Origin of the sequence: Caldimonas sp. KR1-144 (assembly GCF_049446155.1) — a bacterium.
In the GTDB taxonomy this organism is placed as follows: domain Bacteria; phylum Pseudomonadota; class Gammaproteobacteria; order Burkholderiales; family Burkholderiaceae_C; genus Rivibacter.
This window is the reverse complement of record NZ_JBMSEE010000007.1, coordinates 39086-58517: the sequence shown is the minus strand read 5'-3', so window position 1 is coordinate 58517 and position 19432 is coordinate 39086. Positions and strand designations below refer to the sequence as shown.

22 protein-coding genes and 1 riboswitch are annotated in these 19432 nt (G+C 71.1%); of the genes, 14 read left to right on the top strand and 8 right to left on the bottom strand.

Annotated features, from left to right (window positions below; genetic code table 11):
• Positions 1–27: 27 nt before the first annotated feature.
• The 4 genes from nth to ACO2TI_RS16460 all read left to right on the top strand — a co-directional run bounded on the left by nth (position 28) and on the right by ACO2TI_RS16460 (position 5098).
• Positions 28–666: an endonuclease III gene (gene nth, locus ACO2TI_RS16475; protein WP_423286380.1), complete on the top strand. Its 639-nt coding sequence runs from the start codon at positions 28–30 to the stop codon at positions 664–666.
• Positions 663–1538: a cobalamin-binding protein gene (locus tag ACO2TI_RS16470; RefSeq protein ID WP_423285976.1), complete on the top strand. Its 876-nt coding sequence runs from the start codon at positions 663–665 to the stop codon at positions 1536–1538. The genes nth and ACO2TI_RS16470 overlap by 4 nt, the downstream gene beginning before the upstream one ends.
• Positions 1539–1763: 225 nt before the next feature.
• On the top strand, positions 1764–3935 hold the full coding sequence (locus ACO2TI_RS16465) for a TonB-dependent receptor (protein ID WP_423285975.1): 2172 nt from the start codon (positions 1764–1766) through the stop codon (positions 3933–3935).
• An 11-nt stretch (positions 3936–3946) separates the two neighbouring features.
• Positions 3947–5098: a PepSY-associated TM helix domain-containing protein gene (locus ACO2TI_RS16460; protein WP_423285973.1), complete on the top strand. Its 1152-nt coding sequence runs from the start codon at positions 3947–3949 to the stop codon at positions 5096–5098.
• On the opposite strand, the gene ACO2TI_RS16455 is transcribed toward ACO2TI_RS16460, so the two are convergent.
• Genes ACO2TI_RS16455 through ACO2TI_RS16445 form a run of 3 tightly spaced genes read right to left on the bottom strand, consistent with a single transcriptional unit; the run spans position 5095 to position 8652 of the window.
• The gene (locus tag ACO2TI_RS16455; protein ID WP_423285972.1) at positions 5095–5826 is read right to left on the bottom strand and encodes an ABC transporter ATP-binding protein; all 732 of its coding nucleotides are present in this window, start codon (positions 5824–5826) and stop codon (positions 5095–5097) included. The genes ACO2TI_RS16460 and ACO2TI_RS16455 overlap by 4 nt on opposite strands.
• Positions 5823–6758 carry a FecCD family ABC transporter permease gene (locus ACO2TI_RS16450; protein WP_423285970.1) on the bottom strand — a complete coding sequence of 312 codons (936 nt, stop codon included), beginning with the start codon at positions 6756–6758 and terminating at the stop codon, positions 5823–5825. Before ACO2TI_RS16450 ends, ACO2TI_RS16455 begins: the two co-directional genes overlap by 4 nt.
• Before the next feature lie 25 nt (positions 6759–6783).
• On the bottom strand, positions 6784–8652 hold the full coding sequence (locus tag ACO2TI_RS16445; protein WP_423285969.1) for a TonB-dependent receptor plug domain-containing protein: 1869 nt from the start codon (positions 8650–8652) through the stop codon (positions 6784–6786).
• A 67-nt stretch (positions 8653–8719) separates the two neighbouring features.
• A riboswitch (cobalamin riboswitch) is annotated at positions 8720–8967 on the bottom strand.
• A 116-nt stretch (positions 8968–9083) separates the two neighbouring features.
• Here ACO2TI_RS16445 and ACO2TI_RS16440 point away from each other — a divergent pair.
• The 4 genes from ACO2TI_RS16440 to ACO2TI_RS16425 all read left to right on the top strand — a co-directional run bounded on the left by ACO2TI_RS16440 (position 9084) and on the right by ACO2TI_RS16425 (position 11208).
• Positions 9084–9311 carry a DUF904 domain-containing protein gene (locus ACO2TI_RS16440; RefSeq protein WP_423285967.1) on the top strand — a complete coding sequence of 76 codons (228 nt, stop codon included), beginning with the start codon at positions 9084–9086 and terminating at the stop codon, positions 9309–9311.
• 2 nt (positions 9312–9313) lie between these two features.
• A complete protein-coding gene (locus ACO2TI_RS16435; RefSeq protein ID WP_423285966.1) occupies positions 9314–9616 on the top strand; it encodes a cell division protein ZapA in 303 nt (100 codons plus the stop codon).
• A 312-nt stretch (positions 9617–9928) separates the two neighbouring features.
• On the top strand, positions 9929–10393 hold the full coding sequence (locus ACO2TI_RS16430; RefSeq protein WP_423285965.1) for an EVE domain-containing protein: 465 nt from the start codon (positions 9929–9931) through the stop codon (positions 10391–10393).
• Positions 10393–11208, top strand: coding sequence for a sulfite exporter TauE/SafE family protein (locus tag ACO2TI_RS16425; protein ID WP_423285963.1), 816 nt, complete (start codon positions 10393–10395; stop codon positions 11206–11208). Before ACO2TI_RS16430 ends, ACO2TI_RS16425 begins: the two co-directional genes overlap by 1 nt.
• A 145-nt stretch (positions 11209–11353) precedes the next feature.
• On the opposite strand, the gene ACO2TI_RS16420 is transcribed toward ACO2TI_RS16425, so the two are convergent.
• The gene (locus ACO2TI_RS16420) at positions 11354–12361 is read right to left on the bottom strand and encodes a GGDEF domain-containing protein (protein WP_423285961.1); all 1008 of its coding nucleotides are present in this window, start codon (positions 12359–12361) and stop codon (positions 11354–11356) included.
• Positions 12362–12491: 130 nt separating this feature from the next.
• Between ACO2TI_RS16420 and ACO2TI_RS16415 the strand changes: the two genes are divergently transcribed.
• The 5 genes from ACO2TI_RS16415 to dinB all read left to right on the top strand — a co-directional run bounded on the left by ACO2TI_RS16415 (position 12492) and on the right by dinB (position 16207).
• Positions 12492–13718 (top strand): NAD(P)/FAD-dependent oxidoreductase, encoded by a 1227-nt coding sequence (locus ACO2TI_RS16415; RefSeq protein ID WP_423285960.1) that lies wholly within the window; start codon positions 12492–12494, stop codon positions 13716–13718.
• Between the two features lie 151 nt (positions 13719–13869).
• On the top strand, positions 13870–14082 hold the full coding sequence (rpsU, locus tag ACO2TI_RS16410; RefSeq protein ID WP_423285959.1) for a 30S ribosomal protein S21: 213 nt from the start codon (positions 13870–13872) through the stop codon (positions 14080–14082).
• Positions 14083–14183: 101 nt separating this feature from the next.
• Complete coding sequence (locus ACO2TI_RS16405; RefSeq protein WP_423285957.1) at positions 14184–14630, top strand: GatB/YqeY domain-containing protein; 447 nt, start codon at positions 14184–14186, stop codon at positions 14628–14630.
• Positions 14631–14662: 32 nt separating this feature from the next.
• Complete coding sequence (locus ACO2TI_RS16400) at positions 14663–15013, top strand: TIGR01244 family sulfur transferase (protein ID WP_423285955.1); 351 nt, start codon at positions 14663–14665, stop codon at positions 15011–15013.
• Between the two features lie 45 nt (positions 15014–15058).
• A complete protein-coding gene (gene dinB, locus ACO2TI_RS16395) occupies positions 15059–16207 on the top strand; it encodes a DNA polymerase IV (RefSeq protein WP_423286378.1) in 1149 nt (382 codons plus the stop codon).
• 3 nt (positions 16208–16210) lie between these two features.
• Here the strand turns inward: dinB and ACO2TI_RS16390 are convergent, their stop codons facing one another.
• From ACO2TI_RS16390 to ACO2TI_RS16375, 4 genes are all read right to left on the bottom strand, one after another.
• Complete coding sequence (locus ACO2TI_RS16390) at positions 16211–16573, bottom strand: DUF1801 domain-containing protein (protein ID WP_423285953.1); 363 nt, start codon at positions 16571–16573, stop codon at positions 16211–16213.
• A gap of 21 nt (positions 16574–16594) precedes the next feature.
• A complete protein-coding gene (gene ypfJ / locus ACO2TI_RS16385; protein WP_423285951.1) occupies positions 16595–17458 on the bottom strand; it encodes a KPN_02809 family neutral zinc metallopeptidase in 864 nt (287 codons plus the stop codon).
• A 76-nt stretch (positions 17459–17534) separates the two neighbouring features.
• The gene (gene dcd, locus ACO2TI_RS16380; protein ID WP_423285950.1) at positions 17535–18104 is read right to left on the bottom strand and encodes a dCTP deaminase; all 570 of its coding nucleotides are present in this window, start codon (positions 18102–18104) and stop codon (positions 17535–17537) included.
• On the bottom strand, positions 18101–18817 hold the full coding sequence (locus ACO2TI_RS16375; protein WP_423285949.1) for a Crp/Fnr family transcriptional regulator: 717 nt from the start codon (positions 18815–18817) through the stop codon (positions 18101–18103). Before ACO2TI_RS16375 ends, dcd begins: the two co-directional genes overlap by 4 nt.
• Before the next feature lie 82 nt (positions 18818–18899).
• On the opposite strand from ACO2TI_RS16375, the gene ACO2TI_RS16370 reads away from it, so the two are divergent.
• Positions 18900–19430 carry a DUF962 domain-containing protein gene (locus tag ACO2TI_RS16370; RefSeq protein ID WP_423285948.1) on the top strand — a complete coding sequence of 177 codons (531 nt, stop codon included), beginning with the start codon at positions 18900–18902 and terminating at the stop codon, positions 19428–19430.
• Positions 19431–19432 lie beyond the last annotated feature (2 nt).

Genomic DNA, 19432 nt, shown 5'->3' with positions numbered 1-19432 from the left:
GGCGCGCCGGCACAATCCGCGCCGATGATGAATCCGCCCGCCATCGAGACCTTCTTCTCGATCCTTCAAGCCGCCAATCCGCAACCCGCCTCCGAGCTCGAGTACAGCTCGGTGTTCGAACTGCTCGCCGCGGTGCTGCTGTCGGCGCAGGCGACCGATGTCGGCGTCAACAAGGCGACGCGCCGGCTGTTCCCGGTGGCCAGCACGCCGGCGAAGATGCTCGCGCTCGGCGTCGACGGCGTGAGCGAATACATCCGCACGATCGGCCTGTACCGCAACAAGGCCAAGCACCTGATCGAGACCTGCCGCATCCTGATCGAGCGCCACGGCGGCGAGGTGCCGCGCGAGCGCGAGGCACTCGAAGCGCTGCCGGGCGTGGGCCGCAAGACTGCCAATGTCGTGCTCAACGTCGCGTTCGGCGAACCGACGATGGCGGTGGACACGCACATCTTCCGCGTCGGCAACCGCACCGGTCTCGCGCCCGGCAAGACACCGCTGGAGGTCGAGCGCCAGTTGATGGAACGCGTGCCGGCGAAGTACGCGGTCGACGCGCATCACTGGCTGATCCTGCACGGGCGCTACGTCTGCCAAGCGCGCAAGCCGCTGTGCTGGCAGTGCGCAGTCGCGGCGCAGTGCGAGTTCGAGCCCAAGACGCCGGCACCATGAGCTGGCGCCTGTTCATCGGCTCCCTGCTGCTGGCCTGCGCCGCCGGCGCTCAGGCGCAGCGCATCGAGCTGCGCGACGACGCCGGCCAGCTCGTCAAGCTCGCCCAGCCGGCGCGCCGCGTGGTCTCGCTCGCGCCGCACCTGACCGAGCTCGCCTTCGCGGCCGGCGGCGGCGACCGCGTGGTCGGCGTGATGCGCTACAGCGACTACCCGGCGCAGGCTCGCGCGCTGCCGGTGATCGGCGATGCGTACGCGCTGAACTTCGAGGCGATCGCGCAGCTCAAGCCCGACTTGCTGCTGGTGTGGGGCAGCGGCCTGGCCGACCGTCACAAGGCGCGACTGCGCGTGCTCGGCGTGCCGATCTACGAGGCGGAGATCCGCGACATCGACGGCATCGCGCAGACGCTGCGCCGCTTCGGCCGCCTGCTCGGTCAGGCGGCGCGCGCCGACGCGCAGGCCGACGCGCTGAGCGCCGAGTGGCGCACGCTCGAAGCCGCCTATGCGAAGCGCACGCCGGTGCGCGTGTTCTACCAGCTGTGGCACGAGCCGCTGATGACGGTCAACGGCCAGCACGGCATCAGCCAGGCGATGGCCGCCTGCGGCGGCGTCAATGCCTTCGCATCGCTCGCACCGCTGACGCCGGTGGTGAGCTGGGAAGCCGCGGTGCAGTCGAACCCGCAGCTCGTCATGACCTCGAGCTCGCCCGACGAGGACGCGCAGCTCGCCGGCTGGCAGCGCTTCGCATCGCAGGTCGAGGCCGTGCGGATGAATCGATTCGCGGTGCTCGACGGCAATCTGCTCGGCCGCATGGGCCCGCGCTTCGTGCAAGGCGCGCGGGCGATGTGCGAGGCGATCGATCGCGTGCGGCCGTAGCGCGCAGGGCACGGTCGGCAACGGGAATGTCTCTGTCGCGGTCCATTTGCGAATAATTCGCATTACAATCTGAGGCAACTTTCGAGCACCGGTGCGCACCGGCCTTCGCTCGAAACCGCCGCCGAAGCAGCCGCCGCCAGCCTTCGGCTTCACACGCCCTTCGGTCGTTCGAGCAGCCCGCTTGGTGCGTGGCGCTCGAGCCTGTCACGCCCATTGCTGTCCATGATGTTCCGTACGGCTCGCTCGCGCCTTCGCCGCACCCCTTTCTCGACGCCGCGCTGGCGCCTGCATCTGCTGGCCGGCGCCGCCACGTGCGCGCTCGCACCGGCCCACGCCCAGACCGCCGCCGACGACGCAGCGGCCACGGCCTCGCTCGACCAGGTCGTCGTCACCGCGACGCGCGGCAGCAAGGCGGTCGAGAAGATCCCCGGCGCGGTCAGCGTGATCTCGCGCGACGAGATCGAGCGCCAGGGCCTGGTGAGCGAAGACCCGAGCCAGCTGCTCGCCAACCAGGTGCCGGGCTATGCGCCGTCGCGCCAGAAGCTGTCGAACTTCGGCGAGGGCCTGCGCGGGCGCAATGCGCTGCTGCTGCTCGACGGCATCCCGCAGACCAACCCGCTGCGCTTCGGCGGCCGCGAGGGCTACTTCGCCGACCCGATGGTGGTCGAGCGCATCGAGGTGGTCAGCGGCGCGTCGGCCGTGCAAGGCATGGGCGCGACCGGCGGCATCATCAACACGATCACGCGCCGGCCGGCCCAGCCCGGCACGCGCCAGACGGTCGAGCTGAAGTACGGCAGCCAGCTGCACGGCGACACCGCAGCCTGGAAGGCCGGCTACATGATCGAGCACAAGGGCGAGGGTGACGATGCCTTCGACCTGCTGGGCTACATCGGCACGCGCACGCAGGGCGTGGGCGTCGACGGCGACGGCCGCCACCTCGCGACCGAGTCGCTGCACCAGGCCGACGACCTGTTCCTCAAGCTCGGCAAAGAGTTCGGTGCGCAGCGCGTGCAGCTGATGTTCAACCGCTTCCACGCGGTCGGCCACGACGACTGGGTCGACGTGCCCGGCGACCGCGACGCCGGCATCCCGACCAGCGCCGAGCGCGGCAGCATCGCGTGGGACGCGCCGCGCAACGACGTGCGCTCGGCCAGCTTCGAGTGGACGCACGCCGACCTCGGCGGCGGCGCCGCGACGCTGCAGCTGTTCAGCCAGGACTTCGCGGCTCGCTACACCGGCGGCGTGATCGCCACCTTCCAGGACGCCGCGATCGCGCCGGTCGGCACGCTGATCGACCAGAGCGAGGTGGTGGCCGAGAAGTGGGGCCTGCGCACGAGCTGGGTGCGCCCCGACTTCGGCTTCACGGGCCTGGAATTCACCGCCGGCGTCGACCTGCTCGACGACACCTCGTCGCAACAGCTCACGCAGACCGGCCGCATGTGGGTGCCGCCGCTGAAGTACCGCAGCCTCGCGCCCTTTACCCAGATCGAGTACGAGACCGGACCGCTGACGGTGCGCGCGGGCCTGCGCGACGAGCACGCGCGCCTCGAGGTCGACACCTACAACACGCTGGCCTTCTACGGCGGCAACGAGGTCGCCGGCGGCGAGCGCCGTTCGCGCAAGCTGGTCAAGAGCCTGGGCGCGGTCTGGCGCTTCGGCAACAGCGGCTGGTCGAGCTTCGTGTCGTACAACGAAGGCTTCGGTCCGCCCGATGCCGGCCTGATCCTGCGCGCGGTGCGCGGCACCGGCCAGTCGGTCGAGAACCTGGTCGACCTGCAGCCCATCGTCACCGACAACCGCGAGGTCGGCATCGCCTGGCGCGGCCAGGCGGGCAGCCTCGCCGCCTCGGTCTACGAATCGCGCTCGGACCTCGGCAGCCAGATCATCGTCAGCAACGGCATCGGCTCGGTGCAGCGCGTGCCCATCGTCGTCAAGGGCTTCGAGTTCAGCGGCCAGTGGCACGCGACGCGAGACCTGCGGCTCAACGCGATCTACGCGATCACGCGCGGCAAGACCGCCAGCGCCGCGGGCGAGCCGCTCGACCTCGACCTCGGCGCGCGCTCGCAAGGGCCCGACAAGCTCGTGCTCTCGGGCGACTGGGCCTTCGCCCAGGGCATGGCGGCGCAGCTGATGGCCTCCCACTACTTCTCGCGCCACGCCAACGAGGGCCGCACCGCCGGCACGGTCAACCTCGAGGAGCACTTCAAGGGCTACACGGTGGTCGACCTCTCGGCGCGCTGGGCCTCGCCGTGGGGCGATTTCGGCCTGGGCATCGAGAACCTGTTCGACAAGCAGTACATCACGTACTACAGCCAGTCGCACTACGCCGGCACCGACGACGATTACTACGCCGGCCACGGCCGCACGCTCACGCTGAGCTGGCGGCGCAGCTTCTGAGCGGCGCGGCGATGAGACGCACGCTCGCCTGGCTGCATCGCTGGGTCTCGCTGAGCGCGGGCCTGCTGCTGGCGCTGCTGGGGCTGACCGGCACGCTGATGGTCTGGCAGGCCGAGCTCGACGCAACGCTGAATCCGCAGTGGCATGCCAACGCGTCCGGCGGCTGCGCGGCTTCGGCGCAGCCCGTGGCCGACACGCTCGCGGTGCTTGCGCGCGAAGCGCCGGCCGCGCGTGCCGCGCTGGTGCTCGCGCCGGCACGACCCGGCGGGGCCTACCAGGTCTGGGAGGCGCGCGATGCGCGCACGCGGCTGCGCACCGAGCACTTCATCGATGCGGACTGCGGCCGCTACCTCGGCTCGCGCGTGCGCGGCGCGTGGCAGATGGACCGCCAGCATGCGGTGCCGGCGCTGTACGACCTGCACAGCCGCCTGCTGGCCGGCGAAACCGGGCATCTCGTCGTGGGCGCCGGCGGTCTCGTGCTGCTGGGTCTGGCCGCCAGCGGCATCGCGCTGGCCTGGCCGCGCGGCGGCGCGGCCGGCTGGCGGCGCGCGCTCGGCATCAAGACCGGCGCCTCGCGCGCTCGGCTGTGGTTCGACGTCCATCGCGCGAGCGGACTGTGGCTCGCCCCGCTGTGCCTGCTGCTCGCAGCCACCGGCGCGGCGCTGGTGTTCGATCGCCAGGCGCGCGAGCTGGTCGGCCTGGTGCTGCCGGTCAAGGCCTTGCCCAAGATGGCCAAGCCCGCGGTGACCGCCGCGCCGGCGTCGACGCTCGCACCCGACGAGCTGCTGCAGCGTGCGCAGCAGCTGTTCCCGCAGGCCCGCTGGTCGCGCCTGGCGCTGCCGACCGAATCCGGCGGCGCCGCCGAAGTGCGCTTGCTCCAACCGGGCGAGCCGCGCATCGACACCGGCAGCACACGCGTGCGGCTGGACGCGAGCGGCAAGGTCCTCGCCGTCCATGACCCGCTGAGATCGAGCGCGGGCAACGTGCTCCTCGACTGGGTGTTCCCGCTGCACAGCGGCGAGGCGCTGGGCCTCGCGGCGCGCGTGCTGTGGAGCGTGTTCGGGCTGCTGCCGACGCTGCTGCTCGGCAGCGGCGCGTGGCTATGGTGGCGGCGCACGGCGGCACGGCGCAGCGCCGCTGCGCTGCGGGCCGCCGAAGCCTAGCGCGCCAGCCAGGCGCCGCCGGCCTGCTGCCACGCGCAGCCGTACACGCCTTCGAGCGTGCGCTGCTCGATCAGCTCGGCCGCCGGGCCGAGCCGCCAGTGGCCGTCGCCGAACAGCGCCAGCACGTGGGTCGCGATGCGCGCGATCCAGTTGACGTCGTGCGCGGTGACGACGAGCGCGTCGGCCGCGAACTCGCCGACCAGCCACTGCGCCACCTGCTGCTGGTGCGCCGGGTCCTGGAACGCGACCGGCTCGTCGAGCAGCAGCAGCGGCGCGCCCTGCAGCGCGCACTGCGCGAGCGCGACGCGCTGGCGCTCGCCGCCGGAGAGTTCGAGCACGCTGCGCTGCGCGAGCGCGTCGGCATCGAGCTGCGACAGCGTGCGGGCCGCCGAGCGCTGGCCGGGCACCGCGACCGAGAGCTCGAGCAGGCGTTCGACGCTGAGCGCGAAGCGGTCGCTCGCCTGCTGCGGCATGAAGGCGCGTACCGCGGCCGCATCGGCCGGCGACCAGTCGCGCTGAGGTCGACCGAGCCAGGCAACCTCGCCTTCGCGCCGCGCCACCGGCAGGCCGGCGAGCGCGCGCAGCAGCGTGCTCTTGCCGACCGCGTTGCGGCCGATCACGCACCAGCGCTCGCCGCGCTGCACGCGCCAGTCGAGCCCGCGCACCAGGCATCGCTCGCCGGCCCACAGCGTGAGGCCGCGCGTCTCGGCCAGCACCGCGTTCGTCATCGCGCCCCCCGCGACAGGAAGACGATGAACAGCGGCGCGCCGATCAGCGCCATCACCGCGCCCACCGGCAGCTCCATCGGCTGCACCGCGAGCCGCGCGACCAGATCGGCCGCGACCAGCAGCGCGCCGCCGCCGACCGCGCTCATCCATGCGAGCCAGCGCGTGCGCTGCACGCCGGCCAGGCGCAGCACCTGCGGCACGACGAGGCCGACGAAGCCGATCGCGCCGGCGCAGGCCACCGCGAGCCCGGCCGCGAGCGAGGCCGCGACGAGCAGCTCCAGCCGCAGCCGCCGCACCGGCTCGCCGAGCAGCGCGGCCGCCTCGCTGCCGAGCAGCAGGCGATCGATGCTGCGATGGCGCGCCGTCAGCGCGACGATGAACAGCGCCGCACCGGCGAGGCACCAGCCGCCGAGCTCCGCGCCCGACAGGTCGCCGACCAGCCAGAAGATCGCGCCGCGCAGGCGCTGGTCGGGCGTGACCGTGAGCAGCAGCGAGACCGCGGCGCCGAACAGCGCCGCGAGCATCGCCCCGGCAAGGATGAGACGCGCGGTCGCATCGTCGCTGGCCGCGAGCGCACGCCGCGCGATCACGAGCAAGGCCACGCCGGCGAGCAGCGCGCCGGCCGCGGCGCCGAGCGTGAGGCTCGCGCCGATCATCAGCGCCAGCAGCGCGCCGCAGGCCGCGCCGCCGGAGGTACCGAGCACGTAGGGATCGGCCAGCGGGTTGCGCAGCAGCACCTGCATCGACAGGCCCGCCAGCGCAAGCAGCGCGCCGACGCCGGCTGCCGCGGCGACGCGCGGCGCGCGCAGCTCGGCAATGAGCCACGCATCGAAGCCGCCGCTGCCCAGCGCGAGCGCCAGCGCGACGACCAGCGCCGCGCCCGAGACGAGCACGATCGCCAGCAAACGCAGTCGTCTCGGATCGGCTTCCATCTCTCGAAGTGTCGCCGCGCCTTCCTCAGCGCATCTGCCAGCCCAGGCTCACCAGCAGCGTGCGCGGGCGGCCGCGGTAGCCGGCGGTGGGCTGGTAATCGCGATCGAACAGGTTCTCGACCGTGGCCTGCAGCATCCAGCCGGGCGTGAAGCGCCAGCGCGCGTTGGCATCGAACACCGTGTAGGAGGACAGCGTCACGCCGCCGTTGTCGAGCCGTTCGCCGATGTAGCGCAGCGCGCCGTCGGCCGACAGCACGCCCGCGTCGTAGCCGGCGCGCAGCGCGAACTGGCGCTTGGCGCGGCGGATCAGGCGCTCGTCGGTGTCGTCGTTGACCGGGTTCTGGAAGGTGGCTTCGCCGTCGACGCGCCAGTCGCCCAGGCGCGTGCGCGCGGCGAGTTCGAGCCCGCGGTTGCGCGCGCGGTCGACGTTCTGCGGCACGAAGTTGGCGTCGTTGACGATCTTGTTCTTGTAGCGCGCCGAGAACAGCGTCGCGCGAACCAGCGCTGCGCCCTGCTCCCATTGCAGCGCGAGGTCGGCGTTGCGCGCGCGCTCGGGCTCGAGATCCGGGTTGCTGCAGGCAAAACCGAACGGCGAGCAGTCGAAGTAGAGGAAGTCCAGCGTCGGCGGCGTGAAGCTCGACGAGGCGGTCGCGAACAGGCTCCACGCGGCGTCGATCTTCCAGCGCGCGCCGAGCAGCGCGGTGGTCGCGTCGCCGAAGTCGCTGGTGTGGTCGCGCCGCAGGTTGAACTGCAGGCCGCCCCAGCCGGTGTCGTAGGCCGCGCCGGCGCGCACGGTGTCGGTGGTGCGCTTGTCGTCGACGTAGGTGTCGTTGTCGGTCGACTGGCGCAGGCGCTCGGCGCCGAGCTGCAGCGTGACGCCCGCCAGCGGCGCGCCGGTGAGGTCGAGCGCGAGCTGGCGCGTGTGCAGCGTGTTGCCGAAGTCGGACGGGCCGAACGACGTCACCGTCTCGTTGCGGCGCTCCTCGTCGTTGCCGCCGGCGCGCCAGCCCAGCGTCCATTCGGGCGCGAGGCGATGGCGGCCGCTGAACGTGAGGCCGCGCTGGATGGTCTTGCTCAGGTGCGTGTCGGTCGGCGTCGCGAACGACGAGGGGTCGTCGTAGTCGACCTTGCCGTGCACATAGAACATCTGCGCGGCGAGGTCGTGGCCTTCGGCGATCGTCGAGTCGAGTGCGAGCGTGGCGTCTTCGCGGCGGTTGCCGTCGTCGTCGGGGTTGGCGGTCGGCGCGACGCGGGTGTCGGCGGCGCTGAAACCGTCGGTGCGCTCGGCGCCGAGCGTCAGACGCCCACGCAGCGCCTGCGTACCGAGCGCGACGCTGGCGCTGCCGGCGCGCGTGCCGCGGTTGCCTGCGCCGATCGAGGCCTGCGCATCGAAACCGCCGGCCGCGCGGCGCGTGAAGATCTGGACCACGCCGCCGGTCGCGTTCGCGCCGTACAGCGCCGAGAGGTTGCCGCGAACGACCTCGATGCGCTCGATCGCGTCGGTCGGGATCTGCGACAGCGACGCGAGGCCGCTGGTCACGTCGGTCAGCGGCACGCCGTCGACGAGCACCAGTGTGTCGCGCGAGTCGGCGCCGCGCAGGCGCACCGCGGCCAGCGTGCCGGGGCCGCCTTGCTGGTCGACTTGGGCAGTGCCGAGCTGGGACAGCGCCGCGACGACGTCGCGCACGCCGCTGCGCTCGAGGTCCTCGCGCGTGATCACGCTGGTGGCGGCGAACTCGCTGCCCAGCGTGCGCGGCACGACGGTGCCGGTGACGACGACCGGCCGCAGTTCGGAGCCCGCATCCGCGGCGAAGGTGGAGGAAGAGAAGACGCAGGCGAGCGCGAAGGCCAGCGCGCTCGGGCGGGCCCGCAGGGGCGTGAACGATGCGTTCATGGAAAGCCAGGTGTGACGTGCCGTGGCGTGCTTCCCCGCACGCGCTGGCGAACCGGTGCCCGCTTGGGGCAGGCACCACCTGTTGGCCGGTCTCCGGGCTGGCGGATGCGACCCGTGCGACCTTCCCGCCCCTTCGTCGAAGGCAGTGGTCGAGCGCACGAGCGAAGAAGACGCCGCGAAGGCGTGCTCTTGTCCGCTTACCGTTGCGGGGGCAGCGCAGGTTGGGCTTCATCCGATGGATGTCACCGCCCTGCTTCCCGTTTCACTGCGCCGGCCGAGCGGCCGGGCGCGAGCACCAACGCACGGCAGTGTAACGGCGGCGCGACAGTGGGCCGCGCGTCGCGTGACCGGCCGCATGAATGCGGGCCTGGCGCGTCAGGGCATGCGCGAGGCGCCGCCTACAATCTTTGGCGACCCAACAAGGACAAGGCATGGCGACGATCGACGACCTGGCCGAACGCGTCGAGCGGCTGTTGCTGCGGCACGAGGAGCTGCAGCGCACGCACGAACTCACGCAGCAGCAGCTCGCCGCCGTGACTGCCGAGCGCGACTCGCTGCGCTCGCGCCTGGCCGCTGCGCGCCAGCGCATCGATGCCCTGCTCGACCGCCTGCCCGCGCCGCCCAAGGCCACGACGGCATCCGACGACGAGGCGGTTTGAAGATGAAGCAGATCGAAGTCACGATCATGGGCCAGAGCTACCTGCTCGGCTGCCCCGAGGGCGGCGAAGCGGCGCTGATGAAGGCCGTGCAGGAGGTGGATCGCGAGATGTGCGCGATCCGCGACGCCGGCAAGGTCAAGGCGCGCGAGCGCATCGCGGTGCTGTCGGCGCTCAATCTCGCGTACGCGCTGGCCGAACGCCCAGCGGCCACGCCCGCGGCGCATGCGCCGGCGGGCGGTGCCGACATCGACGCGCTCGTGCGCCGCATCGACAGCGTGCTCGGCGAAGACGGCCGCCTGCTCTGAGCGCTTGTCAAGTGCTCGGCCATCAGACCGTTTTCGCAGCCAGCGATTGAGATTTGCTAGCGGCGTTCTCGCGGATGCGGGCGTACACTGACCCCGTCCGTCGCGTTCGCGGGAGTTTTATATTTCCTTGAACCAATGCTCGTATGAGCCCGGGCTTGGAACATCGCTTAGCGGGCGTGAGCGTCTCGCGTCAGACGAACCCGAAGCTTCGCTGACCTGGCCCACCTGAACCCCCGCGTTCAGGAATGCGGCTCCTGGCTCGCGGCGGACACCTTTGCCGCGATCCTCGCCCCCCACTCTCGCATCAACGCCATGGCCTACTGGCTGATGAAGAGCGAGCCCGACGAGTGCTCGATCGACGACCTTGCGCGCGCGCCGCGGCAGACCGTGCCGTGGACCGGCGTTCGCAACTACCAGGCACGCAACTTCATGCGCGACGCGATGCGCGTCGGCGACGGCGTGCTGTTCTATCACTCGTCGTGCCCCGAGCCCGGCATCGCGGGCATCGCCGAGGTGGCGTCGACGGCCTACCCGGACGCGACGCAGTTCGATCCCAAGAGCCCCTATCACGACCCGAAGGCCAGGCCGGAGGAACCGCGCTGGCTGCATGTCGACGTGAAGCTCGTGCGCAAGACGCGGCTGCTGTCGCTGGCCGAGATGCGCGCCGCGCCGCAGCTCGCGTCGATGGTCACGCTGCGCCCCGGCAACCGACTTTCGATCACGCCCGTCACGCCCGCCGAATGGAAGACGGTTCTTCAACTGCTTGACCACGCCTGATGCCCGAACCGACGCTGATCCTCGAGCTGCTCCTGCTGGGCTGCGGCACCGGCTTCCTCGCAGGGCTCCTGGGCATTGGCGGCGGCATGCTGCTGGTCCCGTTCATGACCTGGATCCTGTCGCAGCGCGGCGTCGACGCAGCGCTGGCGGTCAAGATGGCGATCGCGACGTCGATGGCCACGATCCTCTTCACCTCGATCTCCAGCGTGCGCGCGCATCACAAGCGCGGCGCGGTGCGCTGGGAACTGGTGCGTGGCCTGGCGCCCGGCATCGTGATCGGCGGGTTGCTGGCGGGCGCAGGGGCGTTCGCCGTTCTCAAGGGGAGCACGCTGGCGCTGGTGTTCGGCGTCTTCGTCGCGTTCTCCGCCACGCAGATGCTGCTCAACCGCAAGCCCAAGCCCACGCGCCAAGTGCCGGGCCCGGCAGGGCGCGTCGCGGCCGGCGGCGTGATCGGCTTCGTCTCGGGCCTGGTTGGCGCCGGCGGCGGCTTCATCTCGGTGCCGTTCATGACCTGGTGCAACGTGGCGATCCACAACGCGGTCGCGACCAGCGCGGCGCTCGGCTTTCCGATCGCGCTGGCCAACGTGGCCGGCTATGTGATCGGCGGCTGGCAACTCGCCAATCCGGTGCCGGCGAGCTTTGGCTACCTGTGGCTGCCCGGCCTGGCCATCGTGGCACTGACCAGCGTGCTGTTCGCGCCGGTCGGTGCGCGCACCGCGCACGCCATGAACGTGGGCCAGCTCAAGCGGGCGTTCGCGCTGCTGCTGTACGCGCTCGCCGCATACATGCTCTACAAGGGCGTGGCCACCCGCTGAAGCCAATCGAAGCGCTGACGCAGCGCAGCGATCGACGCGCGGATCCGGCTTGGGGGGTCCGAGGTCTTGCGCGGATCCGGCTCAGCCGGTCCGCCGCAAGGGCCCCCTCGGGGGGCAGCGAACGCAGTGAGCGTGGGGGCCTACGTCAATGGGAATCGAACGGGATGCTCGCCAGCGCGACGTGATTGCCGCCGCGGCGATGCGCCTCCGACAGCGCATCCTCGGCCGACTTGACCAGGCCGCTTTGGGTCTGCGCCGTGTGCGGAAAGCTGGCAACGCCCATCGACACCGTGAAGCGCAGCGCCTCGCCGCCCAGCGCGACGAGTTGCGTGGCGCACTGGCGCCGAAAGCCCTCCATGCGCGCATGCGCCGTGGCAAGGCCCACGCCCGACAGCAGTACCGCAAAGCGCTCCGGCCCGAGCCGGCAGGGCGCGTCCATTGCGCGGGTGTTGCTGCGCAGCAAGCGGCCCAGCGCCTCGATCACGCGTTCGCGACCGTGGTTGGGCTCGTGCGACGGCGTGCCCGGCGGGACCGGATCGAGCGCCACCAGCACCAGGGCGAACTCGCGGTGCTCGCGCATCGACAGGTCGATCTCGCGGCGCAGGTGGTCATCGAACTGCTCGACCGGATATAGGCGCGCGCCCTCGCGCTGCGGCCCGCGGCCCTCGACCTCGTTGCGCAGCGTCTCGTAGGCACGCTGCTGTTCCTCGAGCTGCTCGAGTGCAGCGCGCAGCTGCGTCTCGCTGCGGCGTGCCGCGGTGGTCTCGAACCACGCGCCCATCATCACCGCGCCGCCCGAGGCGGCCGGGTCGACGCGCATGCGCAGGGTCTGGAAATCGCGCTTCTGGCCGCCGCGGTCGATCGTCAGCTCGGCCAGCGACTGGCCCTTGGACACGACGCTCAGGCCCTGGTCCTGAAGCTTGAGCGTCGCCGCCAGCGCGGGCGCGAACAGCTCGGCATCGGTGCGGCCGAGGATCTGCGCGGCGGGCTGTTCGAACACCGCTTCGGCGGCCGCGTTGACCCAGACGTAACGGCCGTTGGCATCCTTGCCGTAGGCCACGGCGCCCAGCGCCGCCAGGCCGGCGGACAACGCCTGCGCAGGCGATGCGAAGGCGGCAAGCATGTCCATCGGGCGCTCGACGGTAGAAGGCATTCGGAGTCTTTGCTCTCGGGGTAGTACGGCTCCCCGGTCTGCATTCGATGATAGCCACCGCGCGCAAAGCGGCATCCCCAAGTTCCGGGTACGTCCACGCCCAAAGGGGCGCTTCGTATGATCCGCGCCCATGCAGCAATTCGATGTGGTCGTGGTCGGCGCCGGCGCCGCGGGCTTGTACGGCGCGGGGATCGCCGGCCAGCGCGGCCTGCGCGTGCTGCTGCTCGACCACGCCGAGCGCCTGGCCGAGAAGATCCGCATCTCCGGCGGCGGGCGCTGCAACTTCACCAACCGCGATGCCGGGCCGGCCAACTTCCTGTCAGAGAACCCGCACTTCTGCCGCTCGGCGCTGGCGCGGCATCGACCGGCCGATTTCATCGCCTTGCTCGAGCGCGACCGCATCGGCTGGCACGAGAAGCACCGCGGGCAGCTGTTCTGCGACGAGTCGAGCGAAGACATCATCCGCCTGCTCGTGCGCGAATGCGAGTCGGGCGGCGTCGTGCGCCGGCAGCCCTGCGGCGTGCAGGCGGTGCGCGCCGGGCGACGCGGCTTCGAGCTCGATACCGATGCCGGCCCCGTCGCGACGCCCCAGCTGGTGGTCGCGACGGGCGGGCTTTCGATACCCAAGATCGGCGCCAGCGATTGGGGTCTGCGGCTGGCGCGCCAGTTCGGCCACCGCGTCGTCGAGCCGCGTCCGGCCCTGGTGCCGTTGACCTTCGACGCGGCCGAATGGGCGCCCTACGTGCCGCTGGCCGGCGTGTCGCTCGAGGTGCGCGCCCAGGCCGGCGAGCCGGGCCGCAAGCGGCGCAGCGAAGGCGAGTTCCTCGAGGACTTGCTGTTCACGCACCGCGGGCTCAGCGGCCCGGCGATCCTGCAGATCTCCAGCTTCTGGCGCCCCGGCGAGCCGATCACGCTGGACCTGGCGCCCGGCATCGACCTCGGACAGGCGCTGCGCAGCGCCAAATCCGGCTCGCGGCGTCAGCTGGTGAACGAACTCGGCCAGCACCTGCCCGCGCGCCTGGCCGATGCCTGGTGCGCCCCCCTCGGGGCCGCGGCGCACAGGCCGATGGCCGACCTGCCCGACCGCACGCTGCTCGAACTGGCGAACTCGCTGCAGCGCTGGCGGCTGACGCCCAGCGGCAGCGAGGGCTGGCGCAAGGCCGAGGTCATGGCCGGTGGGGTCGATACCCGCGAGCTGAGTTCGCAAACGATGGAAAGCCAGCGCCAGCCGGGCCTGCATTTCATCGGCGAGGTGGTCGACGTGACGGGCTGGCTGGGCGGCTACAACTTCCAGTGGGCCTGGTCCAGCGCCTACGCCTGTGCCCAGGCCCTGCGCCCGGCCGCCGCGTTCGCGTGAGCGCGCGCTCACGCCAGCGTGGACGAGCTGGCAGGCTGTGCTATCATCCCCGCCTTTGCCGGCAAACCGCGCCTCGAGTTGCGGGTTTTCAGCGTTCCGGAACCGCTGGCCCAGTAACCACCGAGCGCACAACATCAGGATTTAGCGTTACATGACCACCATCCGCGTCAAAGAGAACGAGCCGTTCGACGTCGCCCTGCGCCGTTTCAAGCGCACGATCGAAAAGCTCGGCCTGCTGACCGAACTGCGCGCGCGCGAGTTCTTCGAGAAGCCGACCGCCGAGCGCAAGCGCAAGAAGGCCGCCGCGGTGAAGCGCCACTACAAGCGCGTGCGCAGCATGCAGCTGCCCAAGAAGCTGTACTGAGCGCAGTTTCGAGACGCCTCGGCGCGATGCAGCGCCGCCGCTGACCCGAAGCCCGCATGGGGACGCCCACGCGGGCTTTGTCGTTTCTGGAGAATCACGCCATGAGCCTGAAGAACCGCATCACTGAAGACATGAAGGCCGCGATGCGCGCCAAGGAAGCCGAGCGCCTGGGCACGATCCGCATGCTGCTGGCCGCGCTCAAGCAGAAAGAGGTCGACGAGCGCATCGAGCTCGACGACGCCGCCGTGGTCGGTGTCGTCGACAAGCTGATCAAGCAGCGCAAGGACGCCGCCGGCCAGTACGCCCAGGCACAGCGCCAGGACCTGGCCGACAAGGAGCTGGCCGAGATCAAGGTGCTCGAGGCCTACCTCCCGCAGCGCCTGAGCGCCGAGGAAGTGGCCGCCGAGGTCGCCAAGATCGTCGCCGAGCTGGGCGCTTCCGGCCCCGGCGACATGGGCAAGGTCATGGGAGTCGCCAAGCAGCGGCTGGCAGCGAGCGCCGAGATGGCGCTGGTGTCGCAGGCCGTCAAGCAGGCGCTGGCGCGCTGATCCTGCGCCCCGCGCCGAAAGGAGTTGTTCCGATGAGCATCAACGTCAACCAGCTCAACGACGAAATCTCGACCGCGCCCCAGCTCGCGCCCGAGCACATGGCTGCGGTCGCGGCCGCGGGCTACCGCAGCGTGATCAACAACCGCCCCGACTTCGAAGGCGGCCCCGACCAGCCGACCAACGCGGCGATGGAATCCGCCGCCCGCGCGGCGGGCCTCGAGTACGCCTTCCTGCCGGTCGCCAGCGGCTTCCAGACGCCCGAACAGGCGCAGGCCATGGCCGAGCTGATGGCGCGCCTGCCCAAGCCGGTGATGGCGTTTTGCCGCAGCGGTGCGCGCAGCACGCGGCTGTACATGCTCTCGCGCGAGGTCTCCTCCGACTGAGGTCCTCGGCGCGTGAGTTCGCCGCGCTGGATCGCCCACCTCGACATGGACGCGTTCTACGCGTCCGTGGAGTTGCTGCGCTACCCCGACCTCGCCGGCAAGCCGGTGGTGATCGGCGGCGGGCGGCGCCACCAGCCCGAGCTGCTGCCCGACGGCACGCGGCGCTACGCAACGCTGGCCGGCTACGTCGGGCGCGGCGTGGCGACCACCGCCACCTACGCCGCGCGCGCCTTCGGCATCCATTCAGGCATCGGCCTGATGAAGGCCGCCAAGCTCGCGCCCGACACCATCCTCCTGCCGACCGATTTCGACGAATACCGCCGCTGCTCGCGGCTGTTCAAGGCCGCCGTGCGCGAACTCGCGCCGGTGATCGAGGACCGCGGCATCGACGAGATCTACATCGACTTCACCGGCATTCCGGGTGTCGAGGCCGACCATGGCGAGTCGCTCGCGCGCGCGATCAAGCAGCGCGTGCGCGAGGCGACCGGCCTGACCTGCTCGATCGGCGTCACGCCCAACAAGCTGCTCAGCAAGATCGCCTCCGAGCTCGACAAGCCCGATGGGCTCACGATCCTGCGCGAGGCCGACATCCCGACGCGCATCTGGCCGCTGCCGGCCAAGCGCATCAACGGCATCGGGCCCAAGGCCGCGGCGCGGCTCGAGAGCGAGCTGGGCATCCGCACCATCGGCGAGCTGGCGGCGGCCGATCCGGCGGTGCTCGTGAGCCATTTCGGCCGCCACGGCGGCGAGTGGCTGCACCGCGTCGCGCAAGGGCGCGACGAGCGCCCCGTGGTCACCGAGCAGGAGGTGGTGAGCATCAGCCGCGAAACCACCTTCGACCGCGACCTGCACGCCAGGCGCGACCGCGCCGAGCTCTCGGCGATCTTCACGCGGCTGTGCGAGCAGCTCGCCGCCGACATGCAGCGCAAGAACCTCGCCGGCCGCACGATCGGCCTGAAGTTGCGCTTCGACGACTTCCGCACCGTGACGCGTGCGCAGACCTTGCCGGCGGCGGTCAACGACTTCGCCGCGATCCGCCGCGCAGCCGGCCAGTGCCTCAAGCGCGTGCCGCTCGAGCGCCGGCTGCGGCTGCTGGGCGTGCGCGCGTCGGCGCTGTGTCCGGCCGATGCGCGGCCGGACACAGCGGCGCAGCCCTTCACGCCCGACCTGTTCGACGCCGGCCAGCTCGGCTGAGTGTCAGTCCAGCTCCTCGATGCTGGCGCGCACGAGGTTGCCGACCAGTTCGTCGTCCAGCGGCTGCCCAGGGCGCAGCTTGAGGAAGCGCAGGCCGCGGCCGCGCCCCTCGAGCACCGAGAACTGCACCGCCAGGGCCTGGCCGTTGAAGAACTGCAGGTGCACGTGCTCACGGTGCGCGGCGATGCCGATCGCGTTGCGTCCGTGGCGCTGGAACACGATGTTGCCCCATTGCAGGGTCTGCGAGAGCGTCGGCGCGCCGGCGAGCACCAGCTTCTGCAGCGCCTCGACCAGCTCGCGCTGCGGCGCCTCCAGCGTGTCGAGATGCGCCTGGATCAATGCGGCGGGACGCACCGGGCTGCGCATGATCCCAGCTCCATCGACGCCTCAGGGCTTGCCGCCCTCGAAGGTGTTGCAGGAATCCACGCGGCCGGACTCGAAGCCGCGACGAAACCATTGCACGCGCTGCGCGCTGCTGCCGTGCGTGAAGCTCTCCGGCACCACCGTGCCCTGGCTGCGCCGCTGCAGCGCGTCGTCGCCGATCCTCGAGGCCGCGTTGAGCGCCTCTTCCAGGTCGCCCTGCTCCAGCGGCAGCCGCTGCTGCGTGTGGTGGCCCCACACGCCGGCGAAGCAGTCGGCCTGCAGCTCGACGCGCACCGACAGCGCGTTGCCGTCGGCCTCGCTCATGCGCTGGCGCGCCGCGTCGACCTTGGCGCTCAGGCCGAGCTCGTTTTGCACATGGTGGCCGACCTCGTGCGCGATCACGTAGGCCTGGGCAAAGTCGCCCGGCGCGCCGAGCTGGCGCTTGAGCGTCTCGAAGAACTCGAGGTCGATGTAGACCTGCTTGTCGCCGGGGCAGTAGAACGGCCCCATCGCCGACTGGCCGTGACCGCAGGCCGTGGGCGTGACGCCGCGAAAGAGCACCAGGCGCGGCGCCTGGTACTCGCGCCCGGCGGTGCGAAACAGCGCGGTCCAGACGTCCTCGGTGCTGCCGAGGATTACGCGCACGAAGCGCGATTCGGCGTCGGTAGCCGCCGGCCCGGCGGGCTGCTGCACGGCGGGTGCGCCACCGCCGCCGCTCATCAAATTGAGCACCGTGAGCGGATTGATGCCGAAGATCCAGGCCACGATCAGCGCGACGATGACGCCGCCGATCGACAGGCCGCGGCCGCCGCCGATGCCGAACGGCATCCCGCCGCCGCCACGCCGGTCCTCGACGTTCTCGCTCTCGCGACCACCTTCCCACTTCATCCCGGTCTCCGATGCCCCCAAGCGGGCATCGTACGCCGCGGTCCCGGCAGCCGCCAGCGTGAAGCTGGGGATCCGTTCAGGTCTTGGGCAGCGTGACGCCGCGCTGGCCCTGGTACTTGCCGCCGCGGTCCTTGTACGAGGTCTCGCAGACCTCGTCGCTCTCGAAGAACAGCACCTGGGCGCAGCCCTCGCCCGCGTAGATCTTGGCGGGCAGCGGCGTCGTGTTGCTGAACTCGAGCGTCACGTAGCCCTCCCATTCGGGCTCGAAGGGCGTGACGTTGACGATGATCCCGCAGCGCGCATAGGTGCTCTTGCCCAGGCAGATGGTCAGCACGTTGCGCGGGATGCGGAAGTACTCGACCGTGCGCGCCAGCGCGAAGCTGTTGGGCGGGATGATGCAGACGTCACTCTCGATGTCGACGAAGCTCTTCTCGTCGAAGTTCTTCGGGTCCACCACCGTCGAGTAGATGTTGGTGAAGACCTTGAATTCCGGCGCGCAGCGGATGTCGTAGCCATAGCTCGAGGTGCCGTAGCTCACGATCTTGTGGCCGTCGGCGGCGTAGCGCACCTGGCCCGGCTCGAACGGCTCGATCATGCCGTGCTGCTCGGCCATGCGGCGGATCCACTTGTCGCTCTTGATGCTCATTCGGGGTTCCTCGGAAGTGCCGCGATTTTAGGCAAGGCGTCCAGGTCAAGGATCTCGATCTCGCCGTAGCGCAATGCGACCCATCCTTGAGCCTCCAGTCCGCGCAGCGCCTTGTTCGCGCTTTGGCGGCTCACGCCCAGCATCAGCGCCAGTTGCTCCTGCGGCAGGCGGACCACGCGCCGCGCCGACTCGCGCGCGCCGAAGCCGTGCGCCAGCAGCCACAGCCGCTTGGCCAGGCGCGCCTCGAGCGGCAGGTGGGCGATGTCTTCGAGCACGCCGAAGCTCATGCGCAGCTTGGCGCAGGCCAGGCGCGCGAGGTCGCGCCAGTGCGCCGGGTGCTCGCGCAGCCAGTCGTGCAGTGCCGCGCGCGCAACGACCAGCACCGCCGTGTCGCCGTCAGCCACCGCGTCGTGCGTGCGCGGTGCGCCGTCGATCATCGAGATCTCGCCGAACCACTGGTAGGGCTCGACGTAGGCAAGCAAGGACTCGCTGCCGTCGGCCTGCATCGCGCCGATGCGCAAGGCACCCGCACACACGCAGCACAGGCCTTCGGCATCGGCGCCGCGCGCAAACAGGCGCTCGCCGCCGGCCAGTCGCCACAGCCGCGCGCGCTCGAACAGCGACTCGCGCAGCACGGCATCGCAGCTCGCGAACCAAGCGTCGCTCTCGAGGGCGGCGCGCAGTGCCGCAGGAGGTGGGGTGCCGGCTGCCATGGTCGAGTGTCGAGATTTTGACAGTGCCTGCGGCGGCGCCTGGACTAGCATCGCGCCACAAGATCGAACGAGGAGACGAGCCATGCGCAACGCCACCGACCTGATGGTCCAGTACGCCGAGTACCACCGCGACCGGCGCAACATCGCGACCCACTTCATCGGCATCCCGCTGATCTCGTTTGCAGTCGGCGCGCTGCTCGCGCGCCCGGCCTTCGAGCTCGGCGGCATCACCTGGACGCCGTCAGGCGTCGTGTTCCTGCTGGCGGCGATCTGGTACTTCACGCGCGGCCAGTTCGGGCTCGCACTGGCGACGGTGATCGTCAACGGCCTGCTGTTCGCGCTCGGCCACCGCGTCGCCGAGCTGCCGACCGCGACCTGGCTCACGGTATCGGTCGGCGCCTTCGTCGTCGGCTGGGTCTTCCAGTTCGTCGGCCACTACTACGAAGGCCGCAAGCCGGCCTTTGTCGACGACCTCGTCGGCCTGATGGTCGGCCCGATGTTCGTGGTCGGCGAGTGGCTGTTCGCGCTGGGCTGGAACAAGCCGCTGCTGGCCGAGATCGAGCGGCGCGCCGGCCCGACTCACCTGCGCGACCTCACGCGTCCGGCGGCCTGAGC

Coding starts and splice junctions, on each gene's coding strand:
- nth (WP_423286380.1), top strand. CDS start 28: ATGAATCCGCCCGCCATCGAGACCTTCTTCTCGATCCTTCAAGCCGCC.
- ACO2TI_RS16470 (WP_423285976.1), top strand. CDS start 663: ATGAGCTGGCGCCTGTTCATCGGCTCCCTGCTGCTGGCCTGCGCCGCC.
- ACO2TI_RS16465 (WP_423285975.1), top strand. CDS start 1,764: ATGTTCCGTACGGCTCGCTCGCGCCTTCGCCGCACCCCTTTCTCGACG.
- ACO2TI_RS16460 (WP_423285973.1), top strand. CDS start 3,947: ATGAGACGCACGCTCGCCTGGCTGCATCGCTGGGTCTCGCTGAGCGCG.
- ACO2TI_RS16455 (WP_423285972.1), bottom strand. CDS start 5,826: ATGACGAACGCGGTGCTGGCCGAGACGCGCGGCCTCACGCTGTGGGCC.
- ACO2TI_RS16450 (WP_423285970.1), bottom strand. CDS start 6,758: ATGGAAGCCGATCCGAGACGACTGCGTTTGCTGGCGATCGTGCTCGTC.
- ACO2TI_RS16445 (WP_423285969.1), bottom strand. CDS start 8,652: ATGAACGCATCGTTCACGCCCCTGCGGGCCCGCCCGAGCGCGCTGGCC.
- ACO2TI_RS16440 (WP_423285967.1), top strand. CDS start 9,084: ATGGCGACGATCGACGACCTGGCCGAACGCGTCGAGCGGCTGTTGCTG.
- ACO2TI_RS16435 (WP_423285966.1), top strand. CDS start 9,314: ATGAAGCAGATCGAAGTCACGATCATGGGCCAGAGCTACCTGCTCGGC.
- ACO2TI_RS16430 (WP_423285965.1), top strand. CDS start 9,929: ATGGCCTACTGGCTGATGAAGAGCGAGCCCGACGAGTGCTCGATCGAC.
- ACO2TI_RS16425 (WP_423285963.1), top strand. CDS start 10,393: ATGCCCGAACCGACGCTGATCCTCGAGCTGCTCCTGCTGGGCTGCGGC.
- ACO2TI_RS16420 (WP_423285961.1), bottom strand. CDS start 12,361: ATGCCTTCTACCGTCGAGCGCCCGATGGACATGCTTGCCGCCTTCGCA.
- ACO2TI_RS16415 (WP_423285960.1), top strand. CDS start 12,492: ATGCAGCAATTCGATGTGGTCGTGGTCGGCGCCGGCGCCGCGGGCTTG.
- rpsU (WP_423285959.1), top strand. CDS start 13,870: ATGACCACCATCCGCGTCAAAGAGAACGAGCCGTTCGACGTCGCCCTG.
- ACO2TI_RS16405 (WP_423285957.1), top strand. CDS start 14,184: ATGAGCCTGAAGAACCGCATCACTGAAGACATGAAGGCCGCGATGCGC.
- ACO2TI_RS16400 (WP_423285955.1), top strand. CDS start 14,663: ATGAGCATCAACGTCAACCAGCTCAACGACGAAATCTCGACCGCGCCC.
- dinB (WP_423286378.1), top strand. CDS start 15,059: ATGGACGCGTTCTACGCGTCCGTGGAGTTGCTGCGCTACCCCGACCTC.
- ACO2TI_RS16390 (WP_423285953.1), bottom strand. CDS start 16,573: ATGCGCAGCCCGGTGCGTCCCGCCGCATTGATCCAGGCGCATCTCGAC.
- ypfJ (WP_423285951.1), bottom strand. CDS start 17,458: ATGAAGTGGGAAGGTGGTCGCGAGAGCGAGAACGTCGAGGACCGGCGT.
- dcd (WP_423285950.1), bottom strand. CDS start 18,104: ATGAGCATCAAGAGCGACAAGTGGATCCGCCGCATGGCCGAGCAGCAC.
- ACO2TI_RS16375 (WP_423285949.1), bottom strand. CDS start 18,817: ATGGCAGCCGGCACCCCACCTCCTGCGGCACTGCGCGCCGCCCTCGAG.
- ACO2TI_RS16370 (WP_423285948.1), top strand. CDS start 18,900: ATGCGCAACGCCACCGACCTGATGGTCCAGTACGCCGAGTACCACCGC.